We start from the raw sequence: 16,587 nt of genomic DNA on the forward strand, positions 1-16,587 counted from the left end.
GCAAGGATGCCGACGCTCTTTAGTTTCAAAGCATGACCAACACAGGCAGCGATGAACCGGCCTCATAACGGTTCAGAGGGTTGGCAACTGACCCGGGTGTGCAGCGTAAAGCACCAGAAGCAGTTATCCGGCAGACAGGGATCGTGGTCGGAAAAACATCGAGGAAAGATCCGTACCGCGCCAGTAGCGCCGAAAGATCGAATATGGACCGCATTACTGAAAAGCCCGGGCAACCGGGCTTTTTGGAATGCCTACCTACGAAATGGATTTACCCAAGAGCCGGCCCGGCGCCGGTAGTGCTCAGCCAGGAGGCGTGACATGACAAACGAGCAGCAAGCGTTAGCGGAAATGCCTATCTGGCTGGTGATCGTACTGGCCCTGATCGGCGGGGTGTCCGGCGAAATGTGGCGCGCCGACAAGGAGGGCGCCCGCGGTTGGTCGTTGATCCGGCGCCTGGCCCTGCGGTCCGGGGCGTGCATGGTCTGCGGGGTCTCGGCCTTGATGCTGTGCTACGCCGCCGGCATGTCGATCTGGACCGCCGGGGCCATTGGTTGCCTCACCGCCATGGCCGGTGCGGACGTGGCCATCGGCCTTTATGAACGCTGGGCGGCCAAGCGCATCGGGGTCAACCAGGCCCCGAACTCTCGCCCGGATCAGCAGTAAGCGCTGCAAGGATGCAAGCAGATGACACTTCTCGAAAAACCTTCCCAACTGCCTGTGGCGATTGGGGACGCGCTGAAGCGCGCGTTCCCACAACTACGGGTCGGTAATCACCATGACTTCTCCGAGACGGGCGACAAAACCGGCATTTTGATCAGCGTGGAGCGCAATGGCCCGGGTGTTCGCTCCCTTGCCGGGCGCAAGGCGCATGCCTTGTCGGTTTCACTCAAGGTCACGGTCGTCAGTGGCTCGACGCCCTTTGACGCCTGCGACCTGGCCAGCCAACTGATGGACTTGGCCCTGGATAACCGCTGGGGCCTGCCGCCCGATCAATGTGACCTGCCCACCGCGATTGTCGCGGCACCTTCCGTGCTTACCAGCGCGGAAACGGACTACGACACTTGGATTGTATCCTTCACCCAGAACTTCTACCTCGGACTGTCTCTGCTCAAAGATCCCGCAGGCAGGCCGCCGTCTACGGACCTGTATGTAGGTGGGTGTGAGAGGGCGGCGAATGTAACGCCGCTTCCCACTCAATCACACGGAAAAGGTGGTTCAGTAAAAGGAATTTGCAGATGTTGAAAGAATTCAGATGCGGTAACTGCAAAAGACTTCTCGCCCGTACGGGTGGGTTTACAGAGCTTCAGATCAAATGCTCCCGCTGCGGGACGCTGAATCATGTGAAGGCCGCGAGCCTCGAGCAATCGCCCATGAGCGCCATACGCCCAATATAGAGGCCTGAACTTAAATCAGCTCAGTAACGGAGTTTAAAATGGAAAACGCAAACTCAGCGTCTCAAACCTTGCAAGATCTTTGGACTCAAGTACAACCGGTGGATAACACCGGCATGCTTAGGCGCGTGGTTTTTGCGCAAGGCAAGTTTTATGCGGCTGGTGGCAACGGTCTTCCCACAACCACTCAGGTTGTCAGCGGAGGCGCAACTGGTACAGCATGGACCAAGCTTCAGGGCGCCGTCACCTCTGATAGCGGAAAGGTCCTCAACGAGTTGTACTGGAACGGTCGTGGAACAACGCTTCAAGCCCTTTCTCAATCCGGCAATCTCATCTACGGCAGCACAGCACGCCCTGAAAGAGTTTGGGAAGACCTTACGGCAACTGTTCGCGCGTCCGGAGACTTGCAAGGCATCGTGTATTATGAGCCAATTTCCGGCATTGACACGACCTGGATGCTGGTTGGGTCTAATGGTAAAGTCTTTTCCTATTATAGCGATTGGTCAGGCAAGGTGGAGCGCACTACGACCTTCACTTCTAGCGAGACTGTGTACTGCGTCAACGTCATTGGCGTTTTTGTGTTGATTGCGGGATCGAATGGGAAGCTGCTTAGCGCTGTGAAGATGGCGACGGAGAATTCGCAATCATTCTCGACCGTAACCAGCACCTTCGGCACTAGCACCATCCTTTCCATGAAGCTTTGCAACGGGAAAATGTTTATCGTTGGTGCGGATGGCAAGATGGCATATTCATCCGATGGGCTTACCTGGACTGCTGTTGCAGATACCAGTTTCGGTGGAACCATCATCCGCGACATTGCTTACGGTAATGGCAAGTATGTAGCTGTCGGCGACGGCGGCAAGACAGCCGTTTCCGAAGATGGGATCGGCTGGGTTCAGCAAGCCAACACTTTCGCAGGAACCGATATCCGGAGCGTCGCCTACGGCAACGGCAATTTTGTAGCTGTTGGTGCAGGCGGCAAGATTGCTTACTGGACTCCATGATCTTCTACCTCCCTGCGTAATAGAGCCCAGCCGTCGCGCTGGGCTTTTTCATTTCTGATTCGGGCTCGCCAGAGCCGGGGTGGCCCTTCGGGGGATGCCTGGACGCTGATAAGCCGGTAGTGCAGCGCTACGGAAAAAAAAACGGCAGCCCGTGCGCTCTGTTCACACCAGACTTCCAGAATGGCGCGAGACTGGATTGGCGAGATCGATGCATTGGGGCGTCGACGCCGGGCTGGTCTTTGGCTGACTGCGGGAAAGACCGCGCACCTATTCAGGGCCTCGACATGATCGGGGCCTTTTCGTTTTCGGCTCCACCACACCCATTGCTCCGAGCTGGGAGTGCTGTTGGGGCCGTTCCAATTCAAGTCATGCCTCACGGAGTCGAGCGCATGGAGTATCTACAGCGCCTGCTCGACAAGATCGACAGGTTCGAATTGTTGATTGCGGGCCTCGTTGGGGCGGTGATCGCCAGTTGGTGGCACAAGGACGACCTGGCGGATTGGCGTGCCTGGGTGATCTTCTTAATCACAGGGGGCGCGAGTTCGTTGTACCTGACTGGGATGGTCAGTGCCTATCGCAGTTCCAACACGGACGTTGGTTTGTCTAGGGGGGCTTTCAAGGTGACTGTGGTGTTGATAACGCAGCCTCAATTGATTCAAATCATGCCAGGCGCTCGCTGTATGGCGGGCCTTTTTTCAACCGCGCTGAATGCGACTTTTGTTCGGTACGAAATCAACAGCGTATTGCGCGCTGCTGCTTTTCTCGCGCAGATCGGCCACGAGTCCGGCGAACTGCGCTACGTGCGCGAACTCGGCAGCGATACTTATTTGAGCAAGTACGACACCGGCACCCTGGCCGCACGCCTGGGCAATACCCCTGAAGCGGACGGCGACGGCCAGAAGTACCGGGGCCGGGGGCTGATCCAGATCACCGGTCGCTGCAACTACCTGGCCTGCAGCCAAGCGCTGTTCGGCGATGATCGCTTGCTGCGACAACCCGAATTACTGGAGCAACCGCAATGGGCTTGTGAATCCGCCGCCTGGTTCTGGCAAAGCAATGGCTTGAATGAACTCGCTGACAAGGACCAGTTCACCACCATCACCCGGCGCATCAACGGCGGGCTCAATGGCCTGGAGGATCGTTTGCAGCTGTGGGCGCGGGCGAAGGCGGTGTTATGCGTTTCTTAGTTGCGATTGGCGTATGCGTGCTGGTGGCCGTTGTCTGGCAGGTGCAGGCGTGGCGGTACGGGGCACAGATTGAACGCTTGTCGGCCGCACAGACCCAGAAAGCCCTGCATCTACAGCAGGCCGAACAAGACAGACGGCTGGCCCTTGAGCAACAGCTCAGTGCCATCGACCAACAACATGCCCGGGAGTTGAGCGATGCCCAACGTACTCAAGCAGCTTTGCGTGACCGCCTGGCTACTGCTGATGTGCGGCTGTCAGTCCTTCTCGACGCTTCCAGTGGCTGCCCAATGCCGGCCGCCACCGCCGCCGGCAGCGTGGTTCATGCAGCCCCGCGAGCCCGACTTGACCCAGCGCATGCTCAGCGAATTATCCGCATCACCGACGACGGCGACAGCGCCCTGATTGCCTTGCGTGCCTGCCAGGCGTATGTGCGAGCCGTCGCCCGTTAGTGTCTTGAGACAGTCCGTCACTTGCGTGTGAGATTGTCTCCTGTAGGGTAGGCGAACCCCCGCCCACGACTGGAGACGACCGTGAAGGAAATCACTCAACTGGCTGCCGAACTGGGCCGCCGCCTGCAGGTGCTCAACGCCCATGTCACCACGGCCGAGTCCTGCACCGGCGGCGGTATCGCGGAGGCCATCACGCGGATTCCGGGCAGCTCAGCCTGGTTCGAGGCGGGCTATGTCACCTATTCCAATCGGCAGAAGACCCGGCAATTGAATGTGCCGGAGACATTGTTTGCAAAAGTCGGGGCGGTCAGCCAGGAAGTGGTGGAAGCAATGGTCCGTGGCGCCCAGGAAAAAAGCCTGGCGCGGTTTGCTGTCGCCGTCAGTGGCGTGGCAGGGCCGGACGGTGGTTCGCCAGACAAACCGGTCGGCACCGTATGGCTGGCGTTTGGCGTGGGCGAAGAGATCACGGCCGAGCTTGAGCACTTCACCGGTAACCGCGATGAGGTTCGCCGACAAACGGTAAAGGCCGCGCTAGAGGGCTTGTTGCGACGAGCTGCAGCAGAAATAGAAAATCAGGGGTAGGCGATCTCTGATCTTTGTGGAACAATACTGTCTACTTATACAGGTGTTGGCCGACCAGGCCTTATTGATTACGTGAGGACTTTAATGGACGACAACAAGAAGAAAGCCTTGGCTGCGGCCCTGGGTCAGATCGAACGTCAATTCGGCAAGGGTGCCGTAATGCGTATGGGCGATCATGACCGTCAGGCGATCCCGGCTATTTCCACTGGCTCTCTGGGTCTGGACATCGCACTCGGCATTGGCGGCCTGCCAAAAGGCCGTATCGTTGAAATCTACGGTCCTGAATCTTCTGGTAAAACCACCCTGACCCTGTCGGTGATTGCCCAGGCACAGAAAATGGGCGCCACCTGCGCCTTCGTCGATGCCGAGCACGCCCTGGATCCTGAATACGCCGGCAAGCTGGGCGTCAACGTCGACGACCTGCTGGTCTCCCAGCCGGACACCGGTGAGCAGGCCCTGGAAATCACCGACATGCTGGTGCGCTCCAACGCCATCGACGTGATCGTGGTCGACTCCGTGGCAGCCCTGGTCCCCAAGGCTGAAATCGAAGGCGAGATGGGTGACATGCACGTGGGCCTGCAAGCCCGTCTGATGTCCCAGGCGCTGCGTAAAATCACCGGTAACATCAAGAACGCCAACTGCCTGGTGATCTTCATCAACCAGATCCGCATGAAGATCGGCGTGATGTTCGGCAGCCCGGAAACCACCACCGGTGGTAACGCGCTGAAGTTCTACGCTTCGGTCCGTCTGGACATCCGCCGTACCGGCGCGGTGAAAGAAGGTGACGAGGTTGTGGGTAGCGAAACCCGCGTCAAAGTCGTGAAGAACAAAGTGGCTCCGCCTTTCCGTCAGGCCGAGTTCCAGATTCTCTACGGCAAGGGTATCTACCTGAACGGCGAGATGATCGACTTGGGCGTACTGCACGGTTTCGTCGAGAAATCGGGTGCCTGGTATGCCTACAACGGCAGCAAGATCGGCCAAGGCAAGGCCAACTCGGCCAAGTTCCTGGCGGATAACCCGGACATCGCCGCCACGCTTGAGAAGCAGATTCGCGACAAGCTGCTGACCGCAGCACCAGACGTGAAAGCTGCCGCTAACCGTGAGCCGGTTGAAGAAGTGGAAGAAGCTGACACTGATATCTGAAGCAAACGATGACCGTTGTACTGGATACACTCGTCGCCGTTCGGCGCACCGCAATGGACCTGCTCGCTCGCCGCGAACATGGTCGAGTCGAGCTGACGCGTAAACTGCGTCAGCGCGGCGCGGAGCCCGAGATGATCGAAACCGCCCTCGACCGCTTGACGGAAGAGGGGCTGCTTTCCGAATCCCGTTACCTTGAAAGTTTTGTCTCCTATCGAGCCCGATCAGGCTACGGCCCGGCGCGTATTCGCGAAGAGCTGAGCCAGCGTGGCCTGCAGCGAGCTGATATCGACCTTGCCCTACGTGAGTGCGGCATCAGTTGGCAGGCGCAGTTGGAAGACACCTGGCGACGCAAGTTTGCTGGCCATCTTCCGATTGATGCCAGGGAGCGTGCGAAGCAAGGTCGCTTCCTGAGTTATCGCGGGTTTTCGATGGAAATGATCAGCCGCTTGTTGAGTGGTCGGGATATGGACGACTGAACACCTTGCTGTGCTGGCCGCATTGATGAGCAGACTTCTATGGCGAGCTGGCTTGTTGTAGTGAGCGGGTTTGTTGTGGCGAGCGGGCTTGCCCCGCGTTGGGCTGCGCAGCAGCCCCAAATGCCTCGCCTCCACTCCACCTGAAACACCACCAAAAAGACCCACTATGAAAATAGTGGGTCTTTTTTTTTGCCCTCAAAAATCACGCCGGCTCCGGCGCCACCCGTTGCTGTGATGTCCCCCGAGCCTGCGCCCAGTTCTCCGGCAGGTTGATGTAATCCACCAACTCCCGCAGCCGGCCCTGATCGCGGCCATTGAAGTTGAACACCAGCCGCGTCAAATGGCTGAACCGTGGCTCATCATGTTCCTCGCCGGTGTATGCGAGCTGTTGAAACTCTCCGCTCAACCGCAGGCTGGCAAATTCAGTCTGCAAATGGGCCAATGCCCCATCGCTGAGAGGGTGATGCATGCGCACCACAAACTCACGCTTCAACCAGCGGGTGGAGTGGAAGTTGGCATAAAACTGGTTGATCTCTTCCACGGCCTCTTCGGCGCTGTACACCAGGCGTATCAGCTTGAGATCGGTAGGCAGGATGTAGCGGTTGGCTTCCAACTGACTGCGGATAAAGTCCAGGGCGCCTTGCCAGAACCCGCCACCGGGCGCGTCCAGCAACACCACCGGCACCAATGGGCTCTTGCCAGTCTGGATCAGGGTCAGTACTTCCAGCGCTTCATCCAGGGTGCCGAAACCGCCTGGGCACAGTACCAGCGCATCGGCCTCCTTGACGAAGAACAGCTTGCGGGTAAAGAAGAAGTGGAAGGACAGCAGGTTCTCGGTGCCATCAATGGTCGGGTTGGCATGCTGTTCAAACGGCAGGGTGATGTTGAACCCCAGGCTGTGTTCCAGGCCCGCGCCTTCGTGGGCCGCCGCCATGATGCCGCCGCCACCGCCGGTGATCACCATCAAGTCAGAGCGTGCCAGCGCAGCGCCGACTTCGCGGGCCAGGGCGTACAGCGGGCTTTCCACCGGAGTACGGGCCGAGCCGAATACCGTCACTTTGCGGCGGCCCTTGAACTGTTCGAGCACGCGGAAGGCATTGTCCAGTTCACGGATGGCTTGCAGGGTGATCTTGGCGTTCCAGCGATTGCGGTCGTCCTGGGCCATGCGCAGCACGGTGAGGATCATGTCGCGATACAGGGGAATATTCGGGCTGTTGGGAGCGATCAGCTGGAGTTGAGCGTCGACCTGCTGCGTGAGGTCAGCACCGTTTTCTTCAAAGTGCCGAAGCAGGCGCTCATTCGGTTCGTAAGGCATTCAACTTCTCCTTATTGCAGGGCCCGGGTGGCCGACGAGCCGTTCGCCGGAGGCGACGACACTGCATGTGTCGTTGCTTGCCGCAGGGGGCAACCTTCTTTTGCCCTGAAAATATTACAGAACAGCATGAAAAGTGCTGTGAATGAATGGTCGGGATGACTTGATCATGGGCCGCAAAACCCTTGGCTGGCAACCGCTTATTGGTCACTCATCAGGGAGTTTAGCCGTTGGCAGGACGTTGAAGCGGGGGAGTACGCGCCACCGGACGGCAGCGCGCGAAGGCCATGCTGTTACTTTTTCTTCTTTGCTGCCGCCGGTGCCGGGCAATCCGCTTCGATGAATTTCACCGAGGCCACAGGACGGTTGGTCTTGTTCTCGGTGATTTCGTAACGCATCACTGCGCCCTTGGCCATCAGCTCGCGGTAGCCCTTGTTCAGGCACACGCTCTGGCCCAGCTGGAAATACACCGCCTTGGGGTTGGCGCGCATCTGTTCGGCGCGGTCAGGCAGGACGCTCAGGTGATCGATCAGTTGCATGCCTTCCACGGTGTAGGCCACTTCCAGGGTTTTTTCGTCGATTTCCCGGGGCAGGTCCTTGTTGCTTTCGGCCGCGACGCTTTGCAGCTTCCGGTTCATTTGGGCCTCCAGCAGCGAGGCCGCCTGGGCGCACACGGGCAATACCAGCGCGAGGGCGACGGATGGGGCGACAAGACGCAGCATGGAACGCAGCATGAAGCTCTCCTGATTCGGTTACTGGTGCATAGACCAGCCACTGCGCTGTGCGTTCAGTGGCGCGCAATTATAGGTGAGCCGTTGCCACTACAGCCAGGCGTATCGCTGGTAAACTGCGGCCACTTCCGCCTTCCACGAGTTTTCACCGTGTCGATTTACCCGTCCCTACGGCACAGCCGATGAGCCACGCCGTTTCCCGCCTGCGCACCCAGCGCCTGGCCCGTGCTGTGCGGCCGTTCCTCAATCGTGGCTCGCGTGCCGAACGCTGCCCTGGCTGCCGAGTCATCCCCGAATACTGCCTATGCGCCTGGCGACCCGAGGTCGAAGCGCGCTCCGCCATGTGCCTGCTGATGCATGACGTTGAGCCGATGAAACCCAGCAACACCGGTTGGTTGATCGCCGATGTCATCCAGGACACCACGGCATTCGCCTGGTCGCGCACTGAGGTCGACCCTGAACTGCTCACCTTGCTGGCCGATCCGCATTGGCAGCCCTATATCGTGTTCCCCGGCGAATTCGTCGTGCCCGAGCGCGTTGTGAGTGAAGTGAAGGTGGAGGAGGGCAAGCGCCCGCTGTTCATCCTGTTGGACGGCACCTGGAGTGAAGCGCGCAAGATGTTCCGCAAAAGCCCCTACCTGGAGCATTTGCCGGTACTCAGCCTGGCGCCGGAACAACTGTCGCGCTACAAATTGCGCCGCTCCAAGCGCGACGACCATTTCTGTACCGCTGAAGTCGCTGCCCTGTGCCTTGAGCTGGCCGATGATCTGGCAGCCAGTGAAGTCCTGGACGCCTATCTGGATGTCTTCAGCACCCATTACCTGGCCGCCAAGTTCCAGATGCCGCTGGATCCTGCGGACACTGTGCATACGCGCCTTGCGCCCTATATTCCGACGGCATAACCAGACGACGTTTGCATGATGGCACCACGCACCCGCAACCCGCTAAAATGCCCACGGGCGTAGTGCTTGACCCTCCAGGCTACGCTGGGCATGCTGGGCGCCGATCAGGGCCCCCCTGAAAACAGGATCATTTAATCAATGGCCACATACGAAATCCTGATAGCCGATGACCACCCGCTGTTTCGCAGTGCGTTGCACCAGGCCGTGACCCTGGGCCTCGGCCCGGACGTGCGCCTGGTTGAAGTGGCCAGCATTGCCGAGTTGGAAGCCCGCCTCACCGAAAAGTCCGACTGGGACTTGGTGCTGCTCGACCTGAACATGCCGGGCGCCTACGGTTTCTCCGGGCTGGTGCTGTTGCGCGGCCAATACCCGCAGATCCCCGTAGTGATGGTCTCGGCCCAGGAAGAAGCCGACGTGGTCGTGCGCTCCAAGGAGTTCGGCGCGAGCGGTTTCATTCCCAAGTCCAGTGCGATGGAAGATATCCAGAAAGCCGTGCGCACAGTGTTGGATGGCGATGTGTCCTGGCCGCCGCAGGCTTTTGAACAAATCAACGTGTCCGACGAAGCCAAGGCCGCCCGTGATGGCCTTGCCAGCCTGACGCCCCAGCAGTTCCGGGTGCTCACCATGGTCTGCGAAGGCCTGTTGAACAAGCAGATTGCCTATGAGCTGAGCGTCTCGGAAGCGACGATCAAGGCGCATGTGACGGCGATTTTCCGCAAGTTGGGCGTACGTACACGCACCCAGGCGGCGCTGCTCTTGCAACAACTTGAGTCAATTTCGCAGCACTAGCTTGTTACCGATTCACGCTTTTTTGACTTTGCGTGATCTAGTTTCCCCACTTCTTTGGTTCAGTTGCCTACATCTATGTCGCCTTTCAAGGGTCAAACCGGTATCAAACGTATCTTCAATGCTGGGGGATATTCCCTGGATGGCCTGCGCGCAGCGTTCACCGGCGAGGCGGCGTTCCGTCAGTTGGTGTTGCTCAACGTGATCCTGATCCCGGTGAGCTTCTTCCTGAATGTCAGCCGGGTCGAGCGAGCGTTGTTGATCGCTGTGTGCCTGCTGGCGTTGATCGTCGAGTTGCTCAACTCAGCGGTAGAGGCGGCGATCGACCGCATCTCCCTGGACCGCCACCCACTGTCGAAAAACGCCAAGGACATGGGCAGCGCAGCGCAATTCGTGGCCCTGACCATGATCACCCTGGTGTGGGCCGTCATCCTGATCTGAGCTTCAGGCAATGCTCGGCAGCACGATCTCGTCGCTGCGCTGAACCCCGGCGGTGAAGGCGCGGCACAACTCCAGGAACTCGCGCATGGCCGAGGTCTGGTACTTCTGTTTATGCCAGATGAAGTAGAACTGCCGGGCCAAGTCCAGGTCCGGGGTTTCCACCGGCACCAGGCTGCCGCGGCGAAACGCGTCGCGCAGCGCCAGCCGCGAAATACAGCCAATCCCCAATCCCGATTCCACCGCACGCTTGATCGCCTCGGTGTGTTCCAGCTCCAGGCGGATATTCAGCGCGCTGCGGTGATGGCGCATGGCTTGGTCGAAGGTCAAGCGTGTGCCCGAGCCTTGCTCCCGCAGGATCCACGCCTCGCGGGTCAACTCATCCATGCTCGCCATACCACGCTTGGCCAGGTGATGCTGCGGCGCGCAAAACACCACCAGTTCATCTTCCACCCAGGTTTGCACCTCGATATCCGGGTGGCTGCAGTCGCCTTCGATTAGACCCAGGTCAATTTCGTAATGCGCAACCTGGTGCACGATATGTGCAGTGTTCTGTACATGCAGTTTCACCTGGCTCTCGGGGTGCTGCTGCATGAAGCTGCCGATCAGCAGGGTGGCCAGGTAGTTGCCGATGGTCAGGGTGGCGCCGACCGCCAGGGAGCCGAAGCCGGACTTGCCGTTGAGCAGATCTTCGATCTCCTTTGCCTGGTCCAGCAGCGCTACCGCCTGGGGCAACAGTTGATGACCGAGCGCGTTGAGGCTCAGGCGTTTGCCTGCACGGTCGAACAATTGGCAGCTGGATTGACGCTCCAGCTCGGTAATGGAAGTGCTGGCGGCGGATTGAGATAAGGCCAGAAGGCCAGCAGCGCGGGAGACGCTTTCCTGCTGGGCGACGGCGACGAAGACTTGCAGTTGACGGAGAGTAAATCGCATATCGATATAACCGATAACCCTTATCTTAATAATCCAGTTAACAGATATTTTCGCCGCCATTAGAATGCTGTGCAATTGCGCAACTACATTTGGCGCAGACCCATTTCCAGGAGTCCCCCGTACATGAGCAACATGAACCACGAGCGTGTCCTCAGTGTTCATCACTGGAACGACACTCTGTTCAGCTTCAAGTGCACCCGCGATCCGGGCCTGCGCTTCGAGAACGGTCAGTTCGTGATGATCGGCCTGCAACAGCCCAACGGCCGCCCGCTCATGCGCGCCTACTCCATTGCCAGCCCGAACTGGGAAGAGCACCTGGAGTTCTTCAGCATCAAGGTGCCTGATGGCCCGCTGACTTCCCAATTGCAACACCTGAAGGAAGGCGACGAGATCATCATCAGCAAAAAACCGACAGGCACCCTGGTGCTTGACGATTTGAAGCCAGGCAAACACCTGTACCTGCTCAGCACCGGTACCGGCCTTGCTCCCTTCATGAGCGTGATCCAGGACCCGGAAACCTACGAGCGTTTCGAAAAGGTGATCCTGTGCCACGGCGTGCGTTACGTCAACGAAGTCGCCTACCGCGAATTCATCACCGAGCACCTGCCGCAGAACGAATTCTTCGGCGAGGCCTTGCGTGACAAGCTGATCTATTACCCGACCGTGACCCGCGAGCCGTTCGAGAACGAAGGCCGCCTGACCGACCTGATGCGCAGCGGCAAGCTGTTCAGCGACATTGGCCTGCCCCCGATCAACCCCGAGGACGACCGCGCCATGCTGTGCGGCAGCCCAAGCATGTTGGATGAAACCAGCGAAGTGCTGAACAGCTTCGGCCTGAAGGTTTCGCCACGCATGCGTGAGCCGGGTGATTACCTGATCGAGCGCGCGTTCGTCGAGAAGTAAGATAGCCGGGCCATATGCTGACTGGGCCACACAGAAGATCCAAATGTGGGAGGGGGCTTGCCCCCGATGAGTGCGTGTCAGTTGATACATCTGTAGCTGACACACTGTTATCGGGGGCAAGCCCCCTCCAACATTGGGTTTTCGGTTTATCCAGCCGGTAGCACTTCCAACACACAAATCACCCCCGCCTCGGGATAGTGCCAACGCACATCCACATCCCAGAACTGCGCCCCGTATTCGCGCTCCGGTCCCGGCACCTGATACGCCGGTCGTGGATCCTGCGCCAGGCACTGATCAATCAGTTCCACCAGGGGCTCGCCAAGGCGCTGAGCATGCCCTTGTGCCTGCTGCAGCGCAGTCTTTAGCCACTGCACGGGGATAAGCTGCGGCGCTGCGCTGGCGATGCTGTTGGTGGCCGTGTCGACAATGTCGGCATACGGCACATACGGCTTGATATCCAGGATCGGCGTGCCATCCAGCAAATCGATCCCGGAAATCCACAGGCGTCCCGGTTCCACCTTGTCCAGCTTCACCACTGATTGGCCAATGCCATTCGGGCGGTGCGTGGCTCGGGTGGCAAACACGCCCATGGACGTGTTACCGCCCAGGCGCGGAGGGCGCACTTTCAGGCGAGGCTTGTCTTCCAGGGTCTGGTGGAACAGAAACAGCAACCACACATGACTGACCTGCTCCAGGCCCTGCACCGCCTCGCCGCTGTCGAACGGCGCCACTAGCTCCAATACGCCACGGGCGGCTGGCGCCAACTGCGGTTGGCGCGGAATGGCGAACTTCTCCTTGAAACAGGAGCGCACGAACCCGACGGGCGAGACCTGGTAACTCATGGCTTACGCACGAACCCGCAGGGTCAGGCCCTTGAGGAAGTTACGCAGCAACTGGTCGCCGCATGGACGGTAGTTGGTGTGGCCGAACTTGCGGAACAGCGCGCTCAGTTCCGGCTTGGACACCGGGAACTCGGCGGCCTTGAGGATGGCGTGCATGTCGTCTTCCTTCAGTTCGAAGGCCACACGCAGTTTCTTGAGGATGATGTTGTTGGTCACTGGGGTTTCGATCGGCTGCGGCGGACGGCTTTCGTCCTTGCCGCGCTTGAAGATCACCAGCCCATCGAGGAAATGCGCCATGACGTCGTCCGGGCAGAACACGAAGCCTTCTTCCTCGTCCTTCTTGAGGTAGGTGAGCAGGTCGTCCTTGGTCACGTCCATGCCGCCGAGCTTGATGATCTCGACCATCTTGTTGTCGCTGATGTCGAGCATGTAGCGCACGCTGCGCAGTACGTCGTTGTGAATCATGGTGGGCAATCCTGGTATTCAACTGAGGACGCCGCCAGTCAGGCGGTGTCGGAAAAAGTGCGGCGGCTTAGAACTTCTCTTTGCCGGACAAGTAACGCCATTGGCCGACTGGCACCTTGCCGATGGACACGCCACCGATGCGGATACGGCGAATGGCGATGACTTTCAGGCCAACCGCTTCGCAGAACAGTGCGATCACTCCCGGTTGCGGGTTTTTCATCGCAAAGCGCAGGCGGTTTTCGTTCTGCCAGCTGGCTTTGACGGCCGGCAGTTCCTTGCCTTTATAGGTCAGGCCGTGGTTCAGGCGGTTGAGGCCGTGGGCAACCATGTCGCCTTCAACCTCCACCACGTATTCCTGCTCGATCTTGGCGGCATCGGCGGTCAACTTGCGCAGGATCTTCCAGTCCTGGGTGAACACCAGCAGGCCGCTGGCCTTGGTCTGCAGGTCGGCACTGGCGGTCAGGCGCAGGAAGTGGCCCTTGAGCGGGCGCTTGCCGAAGCGGTGTTCTTCCGAGAGCGTTTCGGCGCTGATCGACGCCATGGCCGTTTCGGCATCCACGCCGACCGGGGCGTGCAGCAGGATGGTCACCGGCTCGGGCGCGGTGGCCTTGGCCTCGGGGTCGAGTTCGACCTTCTGGGTGGTGACCTTGAACTGCGGTTCGTCGATCACTTCACCGTCCACCGAGACCCAGCCGCCTTCGATGAACAGCTCAGCCTCCCGACGGGAGCAACCGACCAGTTCGATAAGGCGTTTGGAGAGGCGTATGGGGTCAGTCATGACAAGGGCCGTAACAAAAGGGGGTGGCTATTGTACCTGCCTGGCGCCGGTTAATCCCGGCTCCATTTCAGGGCGCGCGGTCTTATTTGGCTCAACCCGGTCTGAATGTAGGAGGGGGCTTGCCCCCGATGGCGGTGTATCAGCAAAGAATCCAGTGGCTGGTAATCGGCTATCGGGGGCAAGCCCCCTCCCACAGTTGTTCAGTGTCGTTTCAGGCGTTGCCAGACGCATATGCAGTAACGGATAAGGCTGGCCCAGGCCGTCATGCTCCGTGCGTCCGATCACCTCGAAGCCTTGTTTGAAGTAGAACCCCAGCGCCTGGGGATTCTGCTCGTTGACATCCAGTTCGTCGGCATTCAGGTGTTCGATGGCATAGCGCAGTAACTGCCGCCCGAGGCCCTGGCCCCGGTGCTGCGGGTCGATGAAGAGCATCTCCACCTTGCCGCTCGCGACCCCGGCAAACCCGGTGATGCGCTGACGGGCGTCCTTGGTGCAGATCAGCATCACGGCATCCAGATAGCGGGTCAGCACCAGGTTTTTCAGCAACTCGATGTAACTGTCCGGCAGGAAGTCATGGGTGGCGCGTACCGAGGCCTCCCAGATCCGCGCCAACTCGGTGTAGTCGCTGGTTTTAGGTGTGTGGATAACCGAATGCTGACGCATGCCCGCTGCCCCTTGCCGATGATCGGCGTTGATGGGCAAAACGATAGACCTAAAAAAGCCCCGCATCTTGTCCAGAAGCAGGGCTTTTTCAACTTTTTACACCGATCAGTCGCGCTTTTCAGCCCACAGGTCGTATTCATCGGCATCGGTCACGGTGCACCAGACCTTGTCGCCCGGCTTCAGGCCGCTGGCATCGTCGATAAACACGTTACCGTCGATCTCCGGCGCGTCGAAGAAGCAGCGGCCAACGGCGCCTTGCTCGTCGACTTCGTCGATCAGCACTTCGATTTCCTTGCCGATGCGCAGTTGCAGGCGCGCCGAGCTGATGGCCTGCTGGTGCGCCATGAAACGCTCCCAACGGTCCTGCTTGACGTCGTCCGGCACCACGGCCAGGTCCAGCAGGTTGGCCGGGGCGCCTTCCACCGGCGAATACTGGAAGCAGCCGACGCGGTCCAGTTGGGCTTCGGTCAGCCAGTCCAGCAGGTACTGGAAGTCTTCTTCGGTTTCGCCGGGGAAACCGACGATGAAGGTCGAACGGATGATCAATTCCGGGCAGATCTCGCGCCAGTTCTTGATGCGCGCCAGGGTCTTGTCTTCGAAGGCCGGGCGTTTCATGGCTTTGAGCACTTTCGGGCTGGCGTGCTGGAACGGGATGTCCAGGTACGGCAGGATCTTGCCGGCGGCCATCAGCGGGATCAGCTCGTCCACGTGCGGGTACGGGTAGACGTAGTGCAGGCGCACCCACACACCCAGGCTGCTCAAGGCTTCGCACAGTTCGGTCATGCGGGTTTTCACCGGCGCGCCGTTCCAGAAACCGGTGCGGTATTTCACGTCGACGCCGTAGGCGCTGGTGTCCTGGGAGATCACCAGCAGCTCTTTGACACCGGATTTGACCAGGCGCTGGGCCTCGTCGAGTACGTCACCGACCGGACGGCTGACCAGCTTGCCGCGCATCGACGGGATGATGCAGAAGCTGCAGCTATGGTTGCAGCCTTCGGAAATCTTCAGGTAAGCGTAGTGACGCGGCGTCAGCTTGATGCCTTGCGGCGGTACCAGGTCGATCAGCGGGTTGTGGTCCTGGCGCGGTGGCACCACCTCGTGCACGGCGTTGACTACCTGCTCGTACTGCTGCGGGCCGGTCACGGCCAGCACGCTCGGGTGCACGTTGCGGATATTGCCTTCTTCCACGCCCATGCAGCCGGTCACGATGACCTTGCCGTTTTCCTTGATGGCCTCGCCAATCACTTCCAGCGACTCTGCCTTGGCCGAGTCGATGAAGCCGCAGGTGTTGACCACCACCACGTCAGCGTCCTGGTAGGTGGACACAACGTCGTAGCCTTCCATACGCAGTTGCGTGAGGATGCGCTCGGAGTCGACCAGGGCCTTCGGGCAACCCAGGGAAACAAAGCCAACCTTGGGGTTGGCTTTTGCGATGGTGGTGGACATGTCTAACCTCGGTATTGAATGACGCCGCCCGTCGGGCACGACAGAGCTGCGGACGGGCGCTTGGCGCGCCTCTGATCAAAAAGTGCGCAATTCTAGCGACGGGCAGCGCACTTGACCAGCTTTATGCAGGGAAATGCGACGAGTGCTGCGCTATGC

20 protein-coding genes and 1 pseudogene are annotated in these 16,587 nt (G+C 59.5%); 13 read left to right on the forward strand and 8 right to left on the reverse strand.

Annotation, left to right across the window (positions count from 1 at the left end; genetic code table 11):
• The first annotated feature begins 318 nt into the window (after positions 1–318).
• The 9 genes from K5K89_RS06840 to recX all read left to right on the forward strand — a co-directional run bounded on the left by K5K89_RS06840 (position 319) and on the right by recX (position 6,232).
• The gene (locus K5K89_RS06840) at positions 319–663 is read left to right on the forward strand and encodes a phage holin family protein (protein WP_071488725.1); all 345 of its coding nucleotides are present in this window, start codon (positions 319–321) and stop codon (positions 661–663) included.
• Positions 664–684: 21 nt separating this feature from the next.
• Positions 685–1,242, forward strand: a complete 558-nt coding sequence (locus K5K89_RS06845; protein WP_222541082.1) for a hypothetical protein — start codon at positions 685–687, stop codon at positions 1,240–1,242.
• On the forward strand, positions 1,236–1,394 hold the full coding sequence (locus K5K89_RS06850) for a zinc finger domain-containing protein (protein WP_099494182.1): 159 nt from the start codon (positions 1,236–1,238) through the stop codon (positions 1,392–1,394). The genes K5K89_RS06845 and K5K89_RS06850 overlap by 7 nt, the downstream gene beginning before the upstream one ends.
• Before the next feature lie 38 nt (positions 1,395–1,432).
• Positions 1,433–2,395, forward strand: a complete 963-nt coding sequence (locus tag K5K89_RS06855; protein WP_222541083.1) for a hypothetical protein — start codon at positions 1,433–1,435, stop codon at positions 2,393–2,395.
• A gap of 629 nt (positions 2,396–3,024) precedes the next feature.
• Complete coding sequence (locus tag K5K89_RS06860; RefSeq protein ID WP_222541684.1) at positions 3,025–3,582, forward strand: glycoside hydrolase family 19 protein; 558 nt, start codon at positions 3,025–3,027, stop codon at positions 3,580–3,582.
• The gene (locus K5K89_RS06865) at positions 3,570–4,031 is read left to right on the forward strand and encodes a lysis system i-spanin subunit Rz (protein WP_179030376.1); all 462 of its coding nucleotides are present in this window, start codon (positions 3,570–3,572) and stop codon (positions 4,029–4,031) included. The genes K5K89_RS06860 and K5K89_RS06865 overlap by 13 nt, the downstream gene beginning before the upstream one ends.
• 81 nt (positions 4,032–4,112) lie before the next feature.
• On the forward strand, positions 4,113–4,613 hold the full coding sequence (locus K5K89_RS06870; RefSeq protein ID WP_071488741.1) for a CinA family protein: 501 nt from the start codon (positions 4,113–4,115) through the stop codon (positions 4,611–4,613).
• A gap of 84 nt (positions 4,614–4,697) precedes the next feature.
• Complete coding sequence (recA, locus tag K5K89_RS06875; RefSeq protein WP_003189042.1) at positions 4,698–5,756, forward strand: recombinase RecA; 1,059 nt, start codon at positions 4,698–4,700, stop codon at positions 5,754–5,756.
• An 8-nt stretch (positions 5,757–5,764) separates the two neighbouring features.
• Positions 5,765–6,232 carry a recombination regulator RecX gene (gene recX, locus K5K89_RS06880; protein ID WP_093119393.1) on the forward strand — a complete coding sequence of 156 codons (468 nt, stop codon included), beginning with the start codon at positions 5,765–5,767 and terminating at the stop codon, positions 6,230–6,232.
• Between the two features lie 202 nt (positions 6,233–6,434).
• Here recX and K5K89_RS06885 read toward each other — a convergent pair whose 3' ends face one another.
• Together K5K89_RS06885 and K5K89_RS06890 are read right to left on the reverse strand one after the other, a co-directional pair.
• Positions 6,435–7,547, reverse strand: a complete 1,113-nt coding sequence (locus K5K89_RS06885; protein ID WP_222541084.1) for a TIGR00730 family Rossman fold protein — start codon at positions 7,545–7,547, stop codon at positions 6,435–6,437.
• A gap of 290 nt (positions 7,548–7,837) precedes the next feature.
• The gene (locus tag K5K89_RS06890) at positions 7,838–8,278 is read right to left on the reverse strand and encodes a PA3611 family quorum-sensing-regulated virulence factor (protein WP_071488744.1); all 441 of its coding nucleotides are present in this window, start codon (positions 8,276–8,278) and stop codon (positions 7,838–7,840) included.
• A 179-nt stretch (positions 8,279–8,457) separates the two neighbouring features.
• Between K5K89_RS06890 and K5K89_RS06895 the strand changes: the two genes are divergently transcribed.
• The 3 genes from K5K89_RS06895 to K5K89_RS06905 all read left to right on the forward strand — a co-directional run bounded on the left by K5K89_RS06895 (position 8,458) and on the right by K5K89_RS06905 (position 10,404).
• Entirely contained in the window at positions 8,458–9,177 is a 720-nt protein-coding gene (locus tag K5K89_RS06895) for a tRNA-uridine aminocarboxypropyltransferase (protein WP_222541085.1), read from the forward strand.
• Positions 9,178–9,315: 138 nt separating this feature from the next.
• Positions 9,316–9,966 carry a response regulator transcription factor ErdR gene (gene erdR, locus K5K89_RS06900; RefSeq protein WP_071488746.1) on the forward strand — a complete coding sequence of 217 codons (651 nt, stop codon included), beginning with the start codon at positions 9,316–9,318 and terminating at the stop codon, positions 9,964–9,966.
• A 75-nt stretch (positions 9,967–10,041) separates the two neighbouring features.
• On the forward strand, positions 10,042–10,404 hold the full coding sequence (locus K5K89_RS06905) for a diacylglycerol kinase (protein ID WP_058423756.1): 363 nt from the start codon (positions 10,042–10,044) through the stop codon (positions 10,402–10,404).
• Positions 10,405–10,407: 3 nt separating this feature from the next.
• Here K5K89_RS06905 and K5K89_RS06910 read toward each other — a convergent pair whose 3' ends face one another.
• Positions 10,408–11,334: a LysR family transcriptional regulator gene (locus tag K5K89_RS06910; protein WP_222541086.1), complete on the reverse strand. Its 927-nt coding sequence runs from the start codon at positions 11,332–11,334 to the stop codon at positions 10,408–10,410.
• A gap of 123 nt (positions 11,335–11,457) precedes the next feature.
• On the opposite strand from K5K89_RS06910, the gene fpr reads away from it, so the two are divergent.
• Entirely contained in the window at positions 11,458–12,237 is a 780-nt protein-coding gene (gene fpr / locus K5K89_RS06915; RefSeq protein ID WP_003189055.1) for a ferredoxin-NADP reductase, read from the forward strand.
• A 146-nt stretch (positions 12,238–12,383) separates the two neighbouring features.
• Here fpr and tsaA read toward each other — a convergent pair whose 3' ends face one another.
• The 5 genes and pseudogenes from tsaA to rimO form a co-directional block, all read right to left on the reverse strand.
• A complete protein-coding gene (gene tsaA / locus K5K89_RS06920) occupies positions 12,384–13,079 on the reverse strand; it encodes a tRNA (N6-threonylcarbamoyladenosine(37)-N6)-methyltransferase TrmO (protein ID WP_222541087.1) in 696 nt (231 codons plus the stop codon).
• A 3-nt stretch (positions 13,080–13,082) separates the two neighbouring features.
• Complete coding sequence (locus K5K89_RS06925; RefSeq protein ID WP_016977930.1) at positions 13,083–13,544, reverse strand: DUF1456 family protein; 462 nt, start codon at positions 13,542–13,544, stop codon at positions 13,083–13,085.
• Positions 13,545–13,611: 67 nt separating this feature from the next.
• Complete coding sequence (locus tag K5K89_RS06930) at positions 13,612–14,322, reverse strand: rRNA pseudouridine synthase (protein WP_222541088.1); 711 nt, start codon at positions 14,320–14,322, stop codon at positions 13,612–13,614.
• A 222-nt stretch (positions 14,323–14,544) separates the two neighbouring features.
• A pseudogene (locus tag K5K89_RS06935) lies at positions 14,545–14,985 on the reverse strand (GNAT family N-acetyltransferase); the annotation flags it as partial.
• A 105-nt stretch (positions 14,986–15,090) separates the two neighbouring features.
• On the reverse strand, positions 15,091–16,431 hold the full coding sequence (rimO, locus tag K5K89_RS06940) for a 30S ribosomal protein S12 methylthiotransferase RimO (RefSeq protein WP_003231334.1): 1,341 nt from the start codon (positions 16,429–16,431) through the stop codon (positions 15,091–15,093).
• Positions 16,432–16,587 lie beyond the last annotated feature (156 nt).

The organism is Pseudomonas sp. DR208 (assembly GCF_019823005.1).
Taxonomy (GTDB): Bacteria; Pseudomonadota; Gammaproteobacteria; order Pseudomonadales; family Pseudomonadaceae; genus Aquipseudomonas; species Aquipseudomonas extremorientalis.